This window comes from Meridianimaribacter flavus (assembly GCF_004366715.1).
GTDB lineage: Bacteria > Bacteroidota > Bacteroidia > Flavobacteriales > Flavobacteriaceae > Gaetbulibacter_B > Gaetbulibacter_B jejuensis.
The window spans coordinates 274432-292415 of the sequence record NZ_SOQZ01000001.1 but is presented as its reverse complement, the minus strand read 5'-3'; the positions used below and the strand labels follow the sequence as shown (position 1 = coordinate 292415).

Below are 17984 nucleotides of genomic sequence, written 5' to 3'. Positions count from 1 at the left end.
CTAAAATTAATGGATTCCGCATCAACACTTTGACAAGCTCAGTGTGATATTGCGGAATGAAAAAAAACAAAAACTAATGTCTAACCTCTAACAACAAAATCCCAATAGACTTTCTAGAATACATAGAACTCGTAATTAACGATTACACCTTAAGAACCATCACACTTGGAACCGCAATTCTTGGTGCTGTTACTGGTATGTTGGGTAGTTTTGCTGTACTCCGAAAACAAAGTTTACTTGGAGATGCTATTTCCCACGCTGCCTTACCTGGAATTGCAATCGCTTTTTTAATTACTGGAGCAAAAGACAGCAATACGCTCTTGTTAGGTGCTTTAGTAAGTGGGTTACTTGGCACGTTCTGGATTAGAGGCATCATTACCAAAACACATTTAAAATCGGATACTGCTTTGGGCTTGATTTTGTCCTTGTTCTTTGGTTTTGGAATGTTATTGCTCACCTTTATTCAAAAACAACCCAATGCCAATCAAGCTGGATTAGACAAATACCTGTTTGGTCAAGCGGCAACCTTAGTGGAAAGTGATGTGTGGTTAATGGCTATCGTGACTGGACTGTGCTTATTGGTGCTTTTTCTCTTTTGGAAGGAATTCAAAATATTATTGTTTGATAAAGACTATGCAAAAACATTAGGTTTCAACACCAAAACCATTGACATCCTAATTACGAGTTTTATTGTTTTAGCTATTGTTTTAGGCTTACAAACTGTAGGTGTGGTTTTAATGAGTGCTATGTTATTAGCACCTGCTGCTGCTGCAAGACAATGGACCAATAGCTTGAGTAAGATGGTGCTTTTAGCTGCTATTTTTGGCGCCTTTTCAGGAGTGTTTGGTACTGCCATTAGCGCAAGTCAGAACAACCTATCTACTGGTCCTGTTATTGTTATTGTAGCATCAGTGTTTGTTGTTGTGTCTTTTATCTTTTCTCCAAGCAGAGGATTACTATTTCGACAAATCCGATTTATTGCCAATAGACGCGATTTGGAACAGCAAAAAACCCTAGCCTTTATGTACCATATCGCTGAAACCCATGAAGATATTTCGCATCCTCATACCATTAAAATCTTAAATAACTTCCAAGGGTTTACACGTAAAACCTTGCAAAAACTGGTTGATAAAGACTATGTCACCATTGATGGCACGATGTGGAGTTTAACCCAAAAAGGTTTTGAAAAAGCTGCTAACCTGTATAACCAACAACACAAGACCGATGAATAGCGCTCAAATTGAAATACAGCTCATTGCCAGTTTGGTTGCTGTGGCTTGCGCCATTCCAGGAACGTTTTTAGTGCTTCGAAAAATGGCAATGATTAGCGATGCTATCAGTCATTCTATTTTACCAGGAATTGTAATTGGATTTTTCATAACGCAAGACCTCAACTCGCCATTGCTTATTTTATTAGCAGCCATCACAGGAATTATTACAGTGGTTTTGGTAGAGCACATTCAAAAAACAGGCTTGGTAAAAGAAGATACTGCTATTGGATTGGTATTTCCTGCATTGTTTAGTATTGGTGTGATTATGATTGCTAAAAATGCCAACGATGTACATTTGGATGTAGATGCTGTACTTTTGGGCGAATTGGCTTTTGCGCCTTTTGACAGACTTTTTATTGCAGGAACTGATGTTGGTCCAAAATCGTTATGGATTATTGGCGCTATTCTACTTATTACCTTAGGGTTACTTTTTGCTTTTTTTAAAGAACTAAAAATAAGCACCTTTGATGCTGGATTAGCAGCTTCACTCGGGTTTTCTCCAGCGTTAATTCATTATGGACTAATGACTGTGTCTTCGGTAACTACCGTTGGTGCTTTTGATGCTGTTGGTGCTATATTAGTTGTAGCTTTAATGATTGCACCTGCTGCAGCTGCCTATTTAATAACTACCGACTTAAAGAAAATGCTCTTACTCGCTATAATATTTGGCGTCTTTAGTGCTATTTCAGGCTATTGGTTTGCGCATTGGTTGGATGCCTCAATTGCGGGCTCAATAACAACTATGCTAGGTTTACTTTTTTTAATCGTGTATTTGTTTGCACCAAGTAAAGGTTTAATAGCAGTAATGTACCGAGAAAAACAACAACGCATTGAAGTGTCTTTACTTACATTTTTACTGCATTTAAAAAACCATGACGATATTGAAGAACGTCATGTCAATCACCTCAACGAACATATCAATTGGCAAAAAGTGCGCAGTAAAACCGTATTGGATTTGGCTCAAAAGAACAATATGATTGAAATTGACAATAAGATTGTGTCACTTACCGAAAAAGGCGACGAATTTACTTCAAAAGCAATTGATTATATTATCACAAACGAAGATGCCCAAATTGAAGACATGAAAGATGATTTCTTTTTGTTTAGAGGTTGATTATTGAACCTTTTGGCTATGCTTTTGAATTAACCAAAAAGTAAGTGCTATTAAACTAAAGAAAAACAAAACTATTGTAGACCCAATCAAAATTCTTTCTGACCCTAAATCAGTTAAATATTCAGATATTTTACCTGATACTTTATTAAACAACATAAGAGGAATAGATACAACACTTAAAACAATAGCTAAATACTTTGCATTTGAATACCTAGTAGTTATAGCGTATAACATTGGAGAAACAAACATTTCTCCCAACGCTAGTAAAAACATAAATATTAATAAAATAGGTAAGTTATTTTCAGGCATTATTAATAACAGCATAAAAGCTATAGCAGAAATAATTAAGCCCATAAAAAATTTAAAAAATTGATTGGTGTAAATGAACATCCATATAACTGTGAGAATAATTGCTATAGCAATCCCAAAATAGGAATTCAGCATATTCATTATTAGTTCTCTATAATTGGTTAAATAAGATTTTTCAATAATAGATTCTTGAATCTCATATACCCCAAAAAAGGACAACTCATAAACCATCCAAAAAATTCCCGAAAGTATAATAGCTATAAAAATAAATAGTGCTCTTAATCCTATATGCGTTTTAAATTCTACTTTATTAGCTTCATATTCAAGTTCTTTAGGGAAATATGCTATAATTGTAGCTATAAGAGTGATAATTCCTCCTAGAGCGAATCCATATTTGAAATTTATTTCGGCTATACTTCCTAAAAAAGTAATTCCTAAGAACGCTCCAACATTTACAAACAAAAAGAATGCTGTAAATGCTGAGTCAATTAATTTAGGTTTATAAGTAAACTGCTTACCAAATTGAGCTACTATGTTCGAAGTAAAGAATCCATTTCCTAAAACAAATAAACCTATCCCAATATAAAACAGCGTTAAAGATGAAAAACAAAGCATAAAACACGCTATAGTTTGTAATAAACCACCTACCAAAAGAGCTCTTTTGTTGCCAAACAATAAATCCCCAAATAATGCACCAATAATTTTTGAACCATATAAACTAGTTATAAAAATCCCGTAGACAGCTAAAGCTTCTTCTGTAGTCATCTTCATAGTTTCTCCAACCATGAATAAAACCAGTATTGCTCTTACTCCATAAAATGATGCTCTCTCAAAACAACTTGAAGTGATATATAATAAGGCGTCCTTAGAGTATTTCATAATTTAGTTTTGGTCTTCCAACTTAAAAAAATGTTTGTTAACAGAAATGTTATTATCAACCCTCTCTATTTGTTGTTTTTCAAAAGTACTTGGATGCTCTAAAACACCTAAACTTGAATCTGGATTTTCTTTTGTGTTAATAGTAAGCTTGATAATGATATAAGCCAGTACAAAAACGACGATAATTCCTATAATCCAGTACATTTAAAATCGTTTTTCCTTTTGTAGCTTTTCATACGCTTCCTGTACACGTCTAAACTTCTCTTCAGCTCCTTTTTGGTGTTCTTCTCCTAGATGCGCTACTCTATCAGGATGGTATTTTTTTGCCATTTTACGATAGGCTGCTTTAATTTCATCAACAGTAGCATCTTTAGTGATTTCAAGAATTTTATAAGCACTATCGGTACTGTTGTAAAACATGGCTTTAATACTTTCAAAATCGCGTGAACTAATGCTTAAATACCCTGAAATGGTATAAATTTGTCTTACTTCATCTTCAGTAACGTGTCCATCGGCTTTTGCTATTCCAAATAAAAAATGAAGGAGTTGTAAACGCGACGCATGATCCATCATACTGCGTATTTGCATACAAACTTGTCTTGTAGAAATATTCTGCTTACTAATACTTTTAAAGAGTCTAAACGCATTATTTGCTCGGTCTTTACCATACATATTGGTAAACTGTTGCCTTACAAAATCCAGTTCTCTTTGGTCTTGGTTACCATCGGCTTTTATAACTATAGACGCTAAAATGAGTAGACTTACTTCAAAATCGCCAGATTGTGTTTGTTTTGGTGCCTTAGTTGGTCTTGAGCTATAACGACCTTGTCTTGTACGTTTTGGTTCACTTTGTCCTAAAAGCGGACCACCATTGCCATTGGTCATAGCATCAACAATACTACCTAAAGCTAAACCTACAATTGCTCCTATTGGACCTCCAACAGACCAACCAATTGAAGCTCCAATCCATTTTGAAAAACTCATATGTGTATTTTAATTTTATAAGGGACTCAAATATACTATAGTTAGTAGTTTTTTAACAGCTTTTGTTACTGAAATTACCCATTGAAAACCTAAATGGTTCTATTTATTCTAACAACTACAATCTGTCGATTGCCTACTATTTTTCCGTATCTTTGCACAATAAATTATTAATCTTATAAAATTTACGATATATGTATCCAGCAGAATTAGTAAAACCAATGCGCGAAGATTTGACCAATGTTGGTTTTGAAGAATTACATACTGTTGAAGCTGTTGATGCTGCTTTAGCAAAAAAAGGAACAACTTTAGTAGTTGTAAACTCGGTTTGTGGTTGTGCTGCAGCAAATGCACGTCCAGGAGCTAGAATGAGTTTACAAAATGCTAAACGTCCTGATCACTTAGTAACTGTTTTTGCAGGTGTAGATAAAGAAGCTACTGATAAAGCTAGAGCTTACATGGTTCCTTTTCCTCCAAGTTCTCCAAGTATGGCTTTATTTAAAGATGGTGAATTGGTTCATATGTTAGAGCGTCACCACATTGAAGGTCGTCCAGCTGACATGATTGCTGACAACCTAGTTGATGCTTATAACGAGCACTGTTAATTTGCTACAACATTAAAGAATTATGAAAAAACCACGATATAGTCGTGGTTTTTTTGTGCATACATTTCATTGAATTACTTTTGTAATATGACAAAACTTTTTGCCTACCCTTTAACGGTTATTTACTTTATATTGTTTGGATTAACGCTAGTTATTTTTCATCCAATACAATGGCTGTGTCTTAATGTATTTGGATATAAAGCTCATAAGATAAGTGTAGATTGGTTACAGTTTTTCATTATGCGATGTCTTAATGTTTTAGGTACTCGTTTTTCGTTTTCTAATCCGTTTCAAATTAGCAGTAACCAACCAGTTATTATTGTTGCTAACCACCAAAGTATGTACGATATTCCTCCTTTAATTTGGTACATGCGAAAACACCATGTAAAGTTTATTAGCAAGAAAGAATTAGGTAAAGGCATCCCAAGTGTATCGTTTAATTTACGTCATGGTGGTTCTGCATTGATTGACCGAAAAAACCCAAAACAAGCCATAAAAGCTATTGAAGATTTTTCGCACTATATTGAAACCACCAAGCGTGCAGCTGTGATTTTTCCTGAAGGGACAAGAAGTAGAACTGGAACACCAAAACCTTTTCAAAGAAAAGGACTACTTACCTTGTTTGAGCATATTCCTTCTGCAACCATAGTTCCTGTAACCATAAACAACTCATGGAAAACCTTGCGTTATGGTAAATTTCCAATGGGACTTGGAGCTCATATTACGTTTACTGTTCATGAACCTATAATTTTAAGCGACAGTAAAGACCATATTGCACTTATTAACAATATTGAACAGACCATAACTTCTTCAGTAAAATCATGACTAATCAACAAATAATTGACGCTACTAAAGCTTATGTAAAAGAAACTCTTAAAAATGCCGAAGGAGGTCATGATTGGTTTCATACCTTAAGAGTTTACAACAACGCTGTATTGATTTCTAAAAAAGAACCTGTTGATGATTTTGTAGTACAACTTGGAGCATTACTACATGATATTGCTGATAGTAAATTTCATAATGGAGATGAAACTGTGGGTCCTGAAATGGCAAGAGTATTTTTGTTTGAACTAAATGTTGATTCCTTAATTATTGAGCATGTTGTAAATATTATAAAACACATTTCCTTTAAAAACTCCCTAAGTGGAAACACTGAATTTACATCTAAAGAATTACAAGTTGTTCAGGATGCTGATAGGTTAGATGCCATTGGAGCTATTGGTATTGCACGTTGTTTTAATTATGGTGGTTTTAAAAACAGACCGTTGTTTGATCCTTCAATACAACCCAACATGAACATGACCAAAGAGGAATACAAAACCTCAGCGGCACCTACGATAAATCATTTTTATGAAAAGCTATTGTTGTTAAAAGACAAAATGAATACCAAAACAGGACAACAAATTGCCTCTAAAAGACATCAATTTATGGAAACCTATCTAGAGCAATTTTATGCAGAATGGGATGGAGAACGCTAAATTTACTTTTAAAACACTAGAAGGCATTCCTTCTAAAAACAACTTAAATGCAATTTTAACCGTTTATAAATCTGTTTTTGAAGACTATAATATCGATTTTTTTAACGACCGAATTCAACAAAAAGAAGACCTATTAACTCTACTTTGTTATCATCAAAAGCAATTAATTGGTTTTAAAATTGGTTACAAATATAATGCTAGTACTTTTTACAGTTGGGTTGGTGGCGTTTTACCAGATCACAGAAAAAATGGTATTGGAAAACAACTATCGCAATTGCAAGAACAAGTTATAAAGCGCAAAGGTTATAATACGTTAAGAACCAAATCCATGAATCGTTTTAAACCTATGATGATTTTAAACCTTAAAAATGGCTTTGACATTAAAAGTGTTTACACAAATGAAACTGGTCAAACCAAAATAGTGTTTGAAAAGCAGCTAAATTAATTGTGGATAATACGTTTTACTTCGCCTCTATATTTTGATGCACTTTTACCTGTTACTTCCTTAAAGACTTTATTAAAGTGTGAAAAGTTATTGAATCCGCACTCATAACACACATCAGTAATACTAATTTGACTTTCAGAAAGTAGCTTGGTAGCATGCACTACTCTATACTCATTAACAAACTTAGTAAAGGTTTTTCCTGTTACCTTTTTAAAGTATCTACAAAACGCAGGTACTGTCATACTCACTTTATCAGCAATTTCATCTAAGCTTATGTGCTCAGTAAAATTTTGATTGACATGTTTAAAAATAATGTCAATTTTTGCACTATCCTGAGCTTCAGTTTCAAAAGCAAACCCATCAGCATTTAAAAGTGTATAATCTTCGGCTTTAGCTAAAGTGTGTAAAATTTCAAGTAGAACCAGTATTTTTTTAAATCCTTCTTTTTTAGCAAACCTTTCAATTTTATCGCCTAACTTTTTCTTGGTTTTAACTCCAAACAAAATACCTTTCTTAGAACGTTCAAACAAATTATTAATACGTTCCATTTCAGGAATATTAAAAAAATGTGCTCCTAAAAAATCAGGTTTAAATTGAATTAAAGTTTGCGAACCGTTAATGGTTAAACGGTCAGTAAATCCATTATGAGGTAAGTTGGGACCAATTAACAGTAATTGACTATTATTAAAATATGATAAGTGATTACCTATGTGACGTTTTCCTTTTCCTTTGTTTACGTAAATCAGTTCAATTTCAGGATGAAAATGCCAAAACGGTTTTACTTCTTCTTGAAACGTGTAGTTTTCATGTCGTCTCACAAAAATGGAACTTCCAAATTCTGGACTAATTTTTTCGAGTGTAGGTTTTCGTGTTATCATACCCATAACTTTCAATGCAAAATTACAAGTAATGAAATTAAAAACCTATTTAAAATTACCTCAATTATATACTATTTTAACAACCTATAGTTATAGTATTGTTAATAGAGTTAATTCTGTATATAAATTGGGAAAAATCGATGTTTTTAAACCTTGCGTTTCAGTGTACTTTTGAAGTGTCCAAAATTATTAACCTAAATATTTATATGTCATGAAAAAAGCAATTAAAAACAGTATCGTTATGGTAGCTATTATTGCTGCCATGGTAACCAACGCAAATGCAACTGCTACTTTAATAGTTGGTAAGGAGAAAAAAACAATGTTAGCATTAGACGATGTTAAACAAGGACAGCAACTATTAATAAAAGATGTTAATGGTATTATACTATATAAAGAAACCATAAACGCAACAGGAACATACAATAATTTGTTTGACCTTACTCAGCTTCCTAATGGAGACTACTTTTTTGAGTTGAACAAGGATGTTGAAATTAATGTCATTCCGTTTAAAGTTGTAGAAAACAGAGTAGAATTTAATAAGAGTTTAGAGTCTAAGGTCTTTAAACCAATTTTGAGAATGGAAGATAACCGTTTGTTTGTATCAAAGTTCTCGTTAAACAATGCGCCTTTAAGTTTAGAAATTCATTATGCAAATAATGAAGCTACTCATAAAGATTTTGAATTAATCTATTCTGAAAACATAGATAGCACTTCTCAAATTTTTGAACGTGTTTATAAATTAATGAAGGGTAACACAGGAGATTACAAAGTTGTAATAAAAACAGATGGAAGAGAGTTTACCCAAACCGTAAAAATGATTTAAATTGATTATTTAAATAATGTTAGAATGTTAGTTAGTAAAGCGGCAAACCAAAGGTTTGCCGCTTACTTTTTAAAACAACTTTAACTGTCCGTCTTTATACTGCTCATGCAGTTCAGTATTCAACTTTGGCATTGCCTTGTCTTTAAAGTATTTTTTACGCGCTAATCGCACTAGCATATTTATTTGTTCAGCAATTTTACCTTCTCCTCGCATGCGTGTTCCATAACGCGAATCGTTGAGATTACCACCATGGCAACTTTCAATTTGGTGCAATACTTTATCAGCTCTGTCTGGTAGTGTTTTTTTAATCCAATCGGCAAAAATCTCACCAATAGCTCCATTTAATCGTACAATGGTATGCGCTATAGACAACGCTCCAGCGTCAGACACTGCTTTTGCTAATGGTAAAATTTCATGACTATTTATAGACGGAATTATAGGTGCCAACATCACATTTACAGGAATGTTGTTTTGCGATAACACTTTTACTGTTTCTAACCGCTTTTTTATTGTTGCTGTTCGTGGTTCTAAAACGCGTCTTGTAGTTTCTGACAATGAGGTAATGGATATATTAACGTTGATTAGATTGTCTTTTGCCAAGGCTTTTAAAAGTTCCAAATCTCTTAATATTAATGCGTTTTTAGTAATGATTGCCACAGGATGCTTGTATTTTAAAAACACTTCTAAACACTGCTTTGTAAGTTCAAACTCTTTTTCGGCTGGTTGATAGCAATCCGTATTACCAGACATAACAATAGGATGCGCTTTCCAGCTTTTCTTTTTTAGTAGTGCCTCTAGAAGTTTAGGAGCGTCTTTTTTTACCAAAATGCGACGTTCAAAATCCAATCCTGCACTATAACCCCAAAACTCATGGCTGTTTCTAGCATAGCAATAAATACAACCTTGTTCGCAACCTTGATACATGTTCATGGAATACGCCATACCAACATCTGGACTCTCTACTTTATTAACGATGGTTTTAGGAAATACAGGTAAGTAAAGTGTTTTGTTTTTATCAGCCTCTTCGCCTTCTTTAGCACAATATTCTAAAAAATCGTCTCGGATTTCATGACTGAATTCAAAGAATTTATTGTGCACGTTTAGTTGTGCACCACGTCCTTTTATGGTAGGTTTTGGGTTCATAACAGTAAAGTATAAAGTGAGTACTTAAAAAAGTGGTGACTTAAAATTAGGGATTAATTGCTCTTGAAACTGTTAAAACCAAAATGGGTTATTAACAAACGCGAAAAAGAGTATTAAATCACTTATACTCTTGAATTTATAAAATAAATAGTCGAAATTCGTAGAGAATGGATAAAACGCTATACAACATTGTATACGGCTAAAACCATTGTATATTTATCAATAGCCACTGGTTGTAAGTAATGCTCAAAACGATTACGGACAAAAATAAATGACAAAAAAACGAATTGACACTACTCTGCATTATGTTCAATATATAGGCACAAGAATTGCTCTTATTGGTGGAATAGGATTTCTAATTTATAGCATCTGGATTAAAGAAATCGGAGCAATTATTTTTTGTTGTTTATTTGTGATTTATACGTTAATTCTAATGAAAAAGGTTTTTGACAAACCAAATGAAATTGAATTTGACGACAGTTATATTTATTTGAAAAATGGAATTGAGCGGATTGAATTAGATAAAATTATTGAAATAAAAAATAATCGGATTATTTACAAATCAGGCGGAATTGAATCAAAATTAAAACTACCAAATTTTCATTTTATGGATAAAAAATGTGTTGAATTAAAGGAATTAATAAAAAAGAAAAAGCACTAAAACACAAAAATGTGGATAGCTCATTCTAACTATTTCCCAGGAAAATCAGCTTTACGCTTTTCTAAAAATGCGGTAGTTCCTTCGGCAAAATCTTCGGTTCCAAAGCAGTTACCAAATTCTTCAATTTCAATAGCAAAACCATCAACACCATCTTTAAAATTGGCATTTACAGCTTTAATAGCTTTACTAATTGCCACAGAGGAGTTTCGCATAATTTTACCTGCAATTTTTTCAGCTAAAGGCAATAAGTCGTCTTGTGTAGTGACATGGTTTACCAAACCATAACTTAAGGCTGTTTGCGCATCAATCATACCAGCAGTCATTACCAACTCCATAGCACGACCTTTACCAATAAGTTGTGGTAAACGTTGCGTACCACCATAACCAGGAATAACACCAAGAGAGGTTTCTGGTAAGCCCATTTTTGCATTGTCGCTCGCTACTCTAAAATGGCAAGCCATTGCCAACTCTAGTCCGCCACCAAGTGCAAAACCGTTAACTGCGGCAATAACAGGAGTGGATAGGTTTTCAACAAAATCGAACAATAATTCTTGTCCTTTTTGTGCCAATTTGCTTCCGTTTTCAACATCAAAATGTGCAAACTCACTAATATCAGCTCCTGCAACAAATGCCTTTTCACCACTTCCTGTAACTATAATAACTTTAACTGCTTTGTCCTTATCAGCAGTATCAAAAGCCTCGTGAAGCTCTTGTATGGTTGCTTTGTTTAAAGCGTTGAGTTTGCTAGGTCTGTTTATAGTTATTTGCGCAATACTGTTATTGACTTGAAAAAGAATATTTTGGAAATCCATGGTTATTGTTTTGGAAAAGACACTTTAAAAGTGGTGCCTTTATTTTTTTGTGTTGTAAAGGTAATATTTCCTTTATAAGTTTCCACAATGTTTTTTACCATTGCCAATCCAAGACCCATTCCGCTTGACTTAGTTGTGAATTTTGGTTCAAAGATTTTCTCTTTATTTTCTTCGGAAATACCTACACCATTATCAGATATTGTGATAAGTACTTGGTCTTCAACTTCTGAAACATTCACCACAATTTTCTTATCCTTTTGCTCTTCAGGAATGGCTTGTGTACCGTTTTTTACAAGGTTTGTAATAACTCTTATAAGTTGGGTTCTATCAAATTTAGCATTAATATGCTCCTTATCAGAAATAAAATGAATGTACTCTTCACTAAAAATATCCAGTGCTAGCTTAGTAATTTCAACCACATTAAGTATTTCATTCTTTTGAGCTGGCATTTTAGCAAAGTTTGAAAACGCCGAAGCTATAGAACTCATGGTATCAATTTGCTGAATAAGTGTTTTACTGTACTCATTCACTTTTTTATCGATATCAGGATCGTTGGCATCAAACTTACGCTGAAAACTTTGTACACTCAAACGCATTGGAGTTAACGGATTTTTAATTTCGTGAGCTACCTGTTTTGCCATTTCTCTCCAAGCTTGTTCACGTTCGCTAGTGGCTAATTTTACTGCACTTTCTTCGAGTTCATCAATCATACTATTGTACGATTTTACAAGCGTTTCAATTTCTTCGCTAGAGGACGCGATTTCAATTTTCTTGTTTCGCTTTTCCAGTCGTGTTTCATTCATTTTATCACTTATGGTTTTAAGTGATTTTGTAATGTATTTTGACAGCAAATACGCCAATCCAATAGCAATAAGCAGCATAACCAAATAAGCATACGACAAACGCTCTAAAAACTCTCTAAGCTCTTTGTTTAAGAAATCGTCGTCTTCAAGATAAGGTAAATTCAATATAGCTAAAGGCTTAAATTTAGTATCTGTAATGTAAGAGTATGACGATTGATAATTCTTCCCGTTTTCAACACGTTTAATTACATATCTATGTTCGGCAGTATTAGAAATAGCATTCAGTATTTCAACATCAATGCATTTAGTTATAGTATCGTTTTTTGAAAAGCTTTCTTTAGAACTTTTTAGTATAGTTCCATCTAAATCATAAAGGTTAATTTGCAATTTATGAATGGTTGCAATCTCATGGATTTTTTCCTTAAATATCAACGGAATATTCTCAGTGTTTACAGGATAAGTAGTTTCTTTAATGGTAAAATCAATACTACTTTTTATGTTTTCTTCTTTACGCTCTAGTCGTTCTTTGTGATAGTCTTGAGCTTCTTCATTATACTGATAAATGGTAACAATAGCTATTAAAATAGAAGCCAATAATACCAATAGTATCATGGCTATAAAAATTCTAAATCGTAAGGAGAGTTTTTTTAGTTTCATGTAATAGCTTGTGAAGCTAAAGATAACAATAATCGCACCAAACCACCTAAGGTGTTTTAAAAAACAGAAAAATGCATTTAAGGTCTCTTATTTTTTTCTCTAATGCGCTTGTACATTTTAAATCCTAGCATTAAAAGTATTGCTAAAACCACCAAACCTATAACACCAAAAACCCAAGAAATAGCGTTTTTTAAAATGACTAAAAACACCACAGCAAAAAGGATAAATGTTGCTCCTTCATTCCATAATCGCATAAAGTTTGAGGTCTTCCTTATATCATCTTGCTGCAACTGTTTGTAAAACACATGCGTTTTATAATGATAGATAAAGAGTAACACTACAAATGTGAGTTTTACATGCATCCAAGGTTGTTGTAACCAACTTGGTATGAGTATAAGCAACCAAACCGCAAAAATGGTAGCTAAAATAGCTGAAGGCCATGTAATGATAGTCCATAATCGTTTGGTCATTAACTTGAGTTGTTCAGAAAGAATTTCCTTTTCAGGAGATGGTTTTTGAGACGCTTCAATATGATACACAAACAATCTAGGAATGTAAAACAAACCTGCAAACCAAGTGACCACAAAAATGAGGTGTAATGCCTTTATGTAATTATAATATTCCATTAATCTTCAACAAATAGGTAGTTTAATTGTTTTTCGTTAAATGCTGTATTAAAAGCACTGATTTCAGTATTTATTAATTGATTAAACGCATCTAATTGTACATTGATTTTTTTAGTCAATTCATTTTTTACAGCTACATCCTGATCAGTTGGTGCAAAATCTCCCATACCAACTAAGGCATTAAGGTGTCCCAGCTTATTTGTTAGTCTTATTGGGAAGTTTAAAGGGTCTTGTCCACTTCTATTTTGAGTTTGATATAATGCTTCTTCAATTTTAGTAAAGTCTTCTTTTAGTTTCTTGGCAGCTTCTAGCAACTCTTTTAAATCGTCATTCCCTTTATATTGCGTTTCAAAGGCTGTGAGCTGTTCTTTTATGTTTCTTATTTTTTTAATGGACTTATGTGCTTTGTCCATGGTTTTATTCACATCAGTAATAAAATCAAACTGTTTTTGCATATCTGCCTGAGAACTTTCAGCTCTTGGGTCAGCAACAATATTAAATGTTTGGGAAGTAACATTACTGTTTACATTTAAGCTTACTTTATAAGTTCCTGGTATTGCTCTTGGGCCATCAAGACTTGCCCACCATAAAATCATATCATCTAGTTTTTCGGCTCCATCGTATGTCATGTCCCAAACAAATTGGTTCATTCCTTCTTTAACTTCTAATGTATTTTTCTTTTTGTTTTTAGTAGAAAACGAATTGATAGTATCTCCTTTTTGATTGAAAAACGTCAAAGACACCTCATCGTTTTCTTTATCATATTTGTTTAAATCAAAATAGGCCATTACTCCATTAGGATGATTGGTTCCTGCTGTTTTACTTCCTGTTCTATAACCAGCACTCATCCTGTAGGTGTCTTTTGGTTTGAATAATTTATTTCCTTCGGAAGAAGAACCATACAGTTGATGTAACACTGTTAAATCATCAATAATCCAAAGGCTTCGTCCTTGAGTTGCAACAATTAAATTATTATCTTTAATCGTCAAATCTGTAATAGGAACAATAGGAAGATTTAACTGAAATGGTTGCCAGTTTTTTCCATCATTAAACGAAATATACATTCCTGTTTCTGTTCCTGCGTACAACAATCCTTTTTGTTTTGGGTCTTCTCTAAGAACTCTGGTAAAATGTTCTGAATTAATTCCATCAGTGATTTTTTTCCAAGTTTTTCCGTAATCGGTTGTTTTATACAAATAAGGTGTGAAATCTCCTGTTTTATACTTTGTACCAGCAACATAACATGTGCCAGCATCAAAAGCACTTGGTTCAATACTGTTAATCATCATCCATTCAGGCATTCCCTTAGGTGTAACATTTTCCCAGCTTTTTCCTCCATCTTTGGTAACATGAATTAATCCATCATCACTACCAACCCAAAGTAAACCTTCGGTAATTGGAGATTCTTGAGCAGCAAAAATGGTACAGTAATATTCTACCGAAGTATTGTCTTGAGTAATAGGTCCTCCTGAAGATTTTAATTTTTCAGGATCATTTCGTGTTAAGTCAGGACTTATAATATCCCAAGATTGCCCTTCATTTTCAGTAACATGAACATGTTGAGAAAACGTGTATAGTCGGTTAGGATTATGCTTAGAAAACAGTATTGGAAAATTCCATTGAAAACGATATTTCATACCTTCAGCTCCATGTCCCATTGGGTTATCAGGCCATACGTTTATAGCTCTTACAGTACCTGTTTTGTGATTTAATCGTGTTAAAAATCCGTCATAACTTCCACCATAAACTATGTCGTTATCTTCTGGGTCTACTGCAATATGAGCCGATTCTCCACCAGCAGTTGACTCCCAATCATCTTCAGTAATATATCGTCCATCTGTTCTATGCGAAATTCTTACTGTAGAATTGTCTTGTTGTGCTGCATAAATACGATACGGAAAATGATTATCGGTTGTAACACGATAAAATTGTGATGTTGGCTGGTTGTGATAGGTGCTCCAGGTTTCTCCTCCATCATAAGTTACCTGAGCTCCTCCATCGTCTCCAATAATCATTCTATTTGGATCTTCAGGTGCTATCCATAAATCATGATGGTCTCCATGTGGTGCATTATGCGAACTAAATGTTTTACCTCCATCAGTACTTTTATGGTATCTTACGTTTAGCACATATACTACATCTACATCTTTGGTATCAGCATAAACTCTAGTATAATACCACGCTCTTTGTCGTAAGTTTCTATCACTATTAACTTTAGTCCAAGTTTCTCCTCCATTATCACTTCTATACAAACCGCCTTGATCTTTATTTTCAACCATAGCCCAAACACGTTGATTGTTTATTGGTGATACTGACACTCCTATAATACCTAAAGTACCTTCGGCAAACCCTTCATTGATTGATATTTCTGTCCAGGTTTCACCTCTATCAGTACTTTTCCAAAGTGCAGATCCTTCTCCACCTGAACTTAAGCTGTAAGGCGTTCGTTGTACATTCCATGTTGAAGCATATAAAATTCTAGGGTTGGTTGGGTCAATCAATAAGTCGACAACTCCTGCTTGGTTGTTAGCAAATAATGTTTTTTTCCATGTTGCTCCACCATCTGTACTTTTATAAACACCTCTTTCTTGGGTTGGTTTATAGATATTACCTAACACACCTGCATAAACGATATTGTGGTTTGTTGGATCTACTGCAATTCTTGGTATATGACGAGACGTTTTTAATCCTGAAGATGTCCATGTTTTTCCTGCATCAACACTTTTCCAAATACCATATCCTGAAGATACATTACCACGAACGGTTTTTTCTCCTCCACCAACATATATCACGTTTGGGTCACTTTTAGATACTGTAATGGCTCCTATACTTCCGCCAAAAAAACCATCGGAAATATTTTCCCAGCTTCGTCCTCCATCTTTTGTTTTCCAAATTCCTCCTCCTGTTGCACCAAAGTAATATAGATTAGGTTGGTTTGGCACACCTGTTACTGCTGCACTTCTTCCTCCTCTAAAAGGACCGATTAAACGATACTCTAAAGCAGAAAAATCAGATTGTTCAAAATCTTGAGCATTAAAATTTAAGGTTGTAAAAATTAGACATAGCGAAAACAGAAAAGAGCGTTTCATTTTGGTTGGTTTTAATATCAATGTGGACTAAAAATAATAATTAAATACGGTTAATTAGATTCTGACACCAATTTTAACTTGACTTCACGATGTAAAAAGTAGGCTGTAACCAAGGTAGATAACACATCAGCAATTGGAAATGACATCCACACACCTAATTCTCCATAAAACTCTGGTAAAATAAATATCAAAGGAATAAAGAAAAAGCCTTGTCGTGTTAAGGTTAATAATAATGCTGGAGTCGCTTTTCCTATAGCTTGAAAATACGCTGCTCCTATCAACTGTACTGCAATTATTGGTGTAGCAGCAAATACCCAACGCATTGCACTAGGTGTTTGCTTAATAACTTCAGCATCGTGCGTAAATAATCTTGTAATAAACTCAGGAAATACCATAAGCAACACAAAAACCATTGTTGCTAAAATTACTGCATATTTAATAGCTGTATTAATGGTTTCTCTAACTCTACTATAAGCTAATGCACCATAATTATAGCCTGCAATAGGTAAAAATCCTTGTGTAATTCCATACACAGGAAAAAGCGCAAACATGAGCATTCTACCAACTATAGCATAGGCTGTTACCGAAGTTTCTCCTCCTAAATTGAATAATATGTTATTCATAAACAAGTAAGTAATGCTTACCACAGCTTGTCTAGCTAAAGTGACAAACCCAAGCGAACCAATTTCTGAAATTATACTTTTTTGCAACCTAAAATGTGATAGGTTTATTTTTAATTCGGAGTGTTTAGAAAAGAAAAACCAAATAATAAACCCTAAACATAAAACATAAGATCCAGTAGTAGCCCAAGCAGCTCCTTGCATGCCAAAATCTAAAACATTAATAAATACATAGTCTAGAATAAGGTTTCCAACTGAAGGAATCATCATTGCATACATGGCAAATTTAGGTTTACCTTCTGCTCTTATGACAGTATTTCCCATCATGCTCAGTGCTAAAAATGGCACTCCATATAGCACAATTGTGTAGTAAATTTTAGCAGGTTCAAAAATAGCCCCTTTACCTCCAAAAGCAGGAATAATACTATCTACATAAGCTAATCCAAAAACTGCTAAAGTTGAGGTAAATAAAAGCGTTAAAGTTATTTGGTTACCAAAGGTTTTTAAGGCTTTTTCTTTATTATCAGCCCCTAACGCTCTTGATATTATTGAAGAACCTCCTACTCCAATACTCATTCCTAGAGCTGCAATAAAAAATGATACAGGCAATACTACATTAATGGCAGCAATAGCAATAGAGCCAATCCAGTTTCCAACAAATATGGTATCTACTAAAATATTTAAAGACATTACCAATATACCTATTGATGCTGGTACAGCTTGTCTAATCAATAGCTTACCTATGGGTTGCGTCCCTAAATCTGTAGCTTTTATTTTAGCCATTCATTGC

The 17984-nt window shown here is 33.8% G+C and carries 18 protein-coding genes; 8 read left to right on the top strand and 10 right to left on the bottom strand.

Annotated features, from left to right (window positions below):
- Positions 1-104: 104 nt before the first annotated feature.
- Together A8975_RS01355 and A8975_RS01350 are read left to right on the top strand one after the other, a co-directional pair.
- A complete protein-coding gene (locus tag A8975_RS01355) occupies positions 105-1232 on the top strand; it encodes a metal ABC transporter permease (RefSeq protein WP_134198409.1) in 1128 nt (375 codons plus the stop codon).
- Positions 1225-2385 carry a metal ABC transporter permease gene (locus A8975_RS01350; RefSeq protein WP_134198408.1) on the top strand — a complete coding sequence of 387 codons (1161 nt, stop codon included), beginning with the start codon at positions 1225-1227 and terminating at the stop codon, positions 2383-2385. Before A8975_RS01355 ends, A8975_RS01350 begins: the two co-directional genes overlap by 8 nt.
- Here the strand turns inward: A8975_RS01350 and A8975_RS01345 are convergent, their stop codons facing one another.
- From A8975_RS01345 to A8975_RS01335, 3 genes are read right to left on the bottom strand one after another with little or no spacing between them, the layout of a single operon-like run.
- Positions 2386-3573 carry an MFS transporter gene (locus tag A8975_RS01345; RefSeq protein WP_134198407.1) on the bottom strand — a complete coding sequence of 396 codons (1188 nt, stop codon included), beginning with the start codon at positions 3571-3573 and terminating at the stop codon, positions 2386-2388.
- Between the two features lie 3 nt (positions 3574-3576).
- On the bottom strand, positions 3577-3777 hold the full coding sequence (locus A8975_RS01340; RefSeq protein WP_134198406.1) for a hypothetical protein: 201 nt from the start codon (positions 3775-3777) through the stop codon (positions 3577-3579).
- Entirely contained in the window at positions 3778-4557 is a 780-nt protein-coding gene (locus A8975_RS01335) for a TerB family tellurite resistance protein (protein WP_129759681.1), read from the bottom strand.
- A 191-nt stretch (positions 4558-4748) separates the two neighbouring features.
- Between A8975_RS01335 and A8975_RS01330 the strand changes: the two genes are divergently transcribed.
- The 4 genes from A8975_RS01330 to A8975_RS01315 all read left to right on the top strand — a co-directional run bounded on the left by A8975_RS01330 (position 4749) and on the right by A8975_RS01315 (position 7082).
- Positions 4749-5159, top strand: a complete 411-nt coding sequence (locus A8975_RS01330) for a BrxA/BrxB family bacilliredoxin (RefSeq protein WP_129759682.1) — start codon at positions 4749-4751, stop codon at positions 5157-5159.
- Between the two features lie 87 nt (positions 5160-5246).
- A complete protein-coding gene (locus A8975_RS01325) occupies positions 5247-5984 on the top strand; it encodes a lysophospholipid acyltransferase family protein (protein ID WP_129759683.1) in 738 nt (245 codons plus the stop codon).
- Positions 5981-6637 carry an HD domain-containing protein gene (locus A8975_RS01320; protein ID WP_131506300.1) on the top strand — a complete coding sequence of 219 codons (657 nt, stop codon included), beginning with the start codon at positions 5981-5983 and terminating at the stop codon, positions 6635-6637. The genes A8975_RS01325 and A8975_RS01320 overlap by 4 nt, the downstream gene beginning before the upstream one ends.
- Complete coding sequence (locus A8975_RS01315) at positions 6624-7082, top strand: GNAT family N-acetyltransferase (RefSeq protein WP_161566729.1); 459 nt, start codon at positions 6624-6626, stop codon at positions 7080-7082. Before A8975_RS01320 ends, A8975_RS01315 begins: the two co-directional genes overlap by 14 nt.
- On the opposite strand, the gene A8975_RS01310 is transcribed toward A8975_RS01315, so the two are convergent.
- Complete coding sequence (locus tag A8975_RS01310) at positions 7079-7960, bottom strand: AraC family transcriptional regulator (protein ID WP_129759686.1); 882 nt, start codon at positions 7958-7960, stop codon at positions 7079-7081. The genes A8975_RS01315 and A8975_RS01310 overlap by 4 nt on opposite strands.
- A gap of 211 nt (positions 7961-8171) precedes the next feature.
- Between A8975_RS01310 and A8975_RS01305 the strand changes: the two genes are divergently transcribed.
- On the top strand, positions 8172-8783 hold the full coding sequence (locus tag A8975_RS01305) for a hypothetical protein (protein ID WP_129759687.1): 612 nt from the start codon (positions 8172-8174) through the stop codon (positions 8781-8783).
- A gap of 69 nt (positions 8784-8852) precedes the next feature.
- Here the strand turns inward: A8975_RS01305 and A8975_RS01300 are convergent, their stop codons facing one another.
- The gene (locus tag A8975_RS01300) at positions 8853-9926 is read right to left on the bottom strand and encodes a PA0069 family radical SAM protein (protein WP_134198405.1); all 1074 of its coding nucleotides are present in this window, start codon (positions 9924-9926) and stop codon (positions 8853-8855) included.
- 271 nt (positions 9927-10197) lie between these two features.
- On the opposite strand from A8975_RS01300, the gene A8975_RS01295 reads away from it, so the two are divergent.
- Complete coding sequence (locus tag A8975_RS01295; RefSeq protein WP_134198404.1) at positions 10198-10587, top strand: hypothetical protein; 390 nt, start codon at positions 10198-10200, stop codon at positions 10585-10587.
- 29 nt (positions 10588-10616) lie between these two features.
- On the opposite strand, the gene A8975_RS01290 is transcribed toward A8975_RS01295, so the two are convergent.
- From A8975_RS01290 to A8975_RS01270, 5 genes are all read right to left on the bottom strand, one after another.
- The gene (locus tag A8975_RS01290; RefSeq protein ID WP_134198403.1) at positions 10617-11399 is read right to left on the bottom strand and encodes an enoyl-CoA hydratase/isomerase family protein; all 783 of its coding nucleotides are present in this window, start codon (positions 11397-11399) and stop codon (positions 10617-10619) included.
- A gap of 2 nt (positions 11400-11401) precedes the next feature.
- Entirely contained in the window at positions 11402-12859 is a 1458-nt protein-coding gene (locus A8975_RS01285; protein ID WP_134198402.1) for a sensor histidine kinase, read from the bottom strand.
- Positions 12860-12936: 77 nt separating this feature from the next.
- A complete protein-coding gene (locus A8975_RS01280; protein WP_131506308.1) occupies positions 12937-13485 on the bottom strand; it encodes a CopD family protein in 549 nt (182 codons plus the stop codon).
- Entirely contained in the window at positions 13485-16574 is a 3090-nt protein-coding gene (locus tag A8975_RS01275; RefSeq protein WP_134198401.1) for a WD40/YVTN/BNR-like repeat-containing protein, read from the bottom strand. The genes A8975_RS01280 and A8975_RS01275 overlap by 1 nt, the downstream gene beginning before the upstream one ends.
- A 50-nt stretch (positions 16575-16624) precedes the next feature.
- Positions 16625-17977 (bottom strand): MATE family efflux transporter, encoded by a 1353-nt coding sequence (locus tag A8975_RS01270; protein WP_134198400.1) that lies wholly within the window; start codon positions 17975-17977, stop codon positions 16625-16627.
- Positions 17978-17984 lie beyond the last annotated feature (7 nt).

Excerpts from the sequence above, each read along its gene's own strand:
- A8975_RS01350 (WP_134198408.1), top strand. The coding sequence starts at position 1,225 with ATGAATAGCGCTCAAATTGAAATACAGCTCATTGCCAGTTTGGTTGCT.
- A8975_RS01345 (WP_134198407.1), bottom strand. The coding sequence starts at position 3,573 with ATGAAATACTCTAAGGACGCCTTATTATATATCACTTCAAGTTGTTTT.
- A8975_RS01340 (WP_134198406.1), bottom strand. The coding sequence starts at position 3,777 with ATGTACTGGATTATAGGAATTATCGTCGTTTTTGTACTGGCTTATATC.
- A8975_RS01335 (WP_129759681.1), bottom strand. The coding sequence starts at position 4,557 with ATGAGTTTTTCAAAATGGATTGGAGCTTCAATTGGTTGGTCTGTTGGA.
- A8975_RS01330 (WP_129759682.1), top strand. The coding sequence starts at position 4,749 with ATGTATCCAGCAGAATTAGTAAAACCAATGCGCGAAGATTTGACCAAT.
- A8975_RS01325 (WP_129759683.1), top strand. The coding sequence starts at position 5,247 with ATGACAAAACTTTTTGCCTACCCTTTAACGGTTATTTACTTTATATTG.
- A8975_RS01320 (WP_131506300.1), top strand. The coding sequence starts at position 5,981 with ATGACTAATCAACAAATAATTGACGCTACTAAAGCTTATGTAAAAGAA.
- A8975_RS01315 (WP_161566729.1), top strand. The coding sequence starts at position 6,624 with ATGGAGAACGCTAAATTTACTTTTAAAACACTAGAAGGCATTCCTTCT.
- A8975_RS01310 (WP_129759686.1), bottom strand. The coding sequence starts at position 7,960 with ATGATAACACGAAAACCTACACTCGAAAAAATTAGTCCAGAATTTGGA.
- A8975_RS01305 (WP_129759687.1), top strand. The coding sequence starts at position 8,172 with ATGAAAAAAGCAATTAAAAACAGTATCGTTATGGTAGCTATTATTGCT.
- A8975_RS01300 (WP_134198405.1), bottom strand. The coding sequence starts at position 9,926 with ATGAACCCAAAACCTACCATAAAAGGACGTGGTGCACAACTAAACGTG.
- A8975_RS01295 (WP_134198404.1), top strand. The coding sequence starts at position 10,198 with ATGACAAAAAAACGAATTGACACTACTCTGCATTATGTTCAATATATA.
- A8975_RS01290 (WP_134198403.1), bottom strand. The coding sequence starts at position 11,399 with ATGGATTTCCAAAATATTCTTTTTCAAGTCAATAACAGTATTGCGCAA.
- A8975_RS01285 (WP_134198402.1), bottom strand. The coding sequence starts at position 12,859 with ATGAAACTAAAAAAACTCTCCTTACGATTTAGAATTTTTATAGCCATG.
- A8975_RS01280 (WP_131506308.1), bottom strand. The coding sequence starts at position 13,485 with ATGGAATATTATAATTACATAAAGGCATTACACCTCATTTTTGTGGTC.
- A8975_RS01275 (WP_134198401.1), bottom strand. The coding sequence starts at position 16,574 with ATGAAACGCTCTTTTCTGTTTTCGCTATGTCTAATTTTTACAACCTTA.
- A8975_RS01270 (WP_134198400.1), bottom strand. The coding sequence starts at position 17,977 with ATGGCTAAAATAAAAGCTACAGATTTAGGGACGCAACCCATAGGTAAG.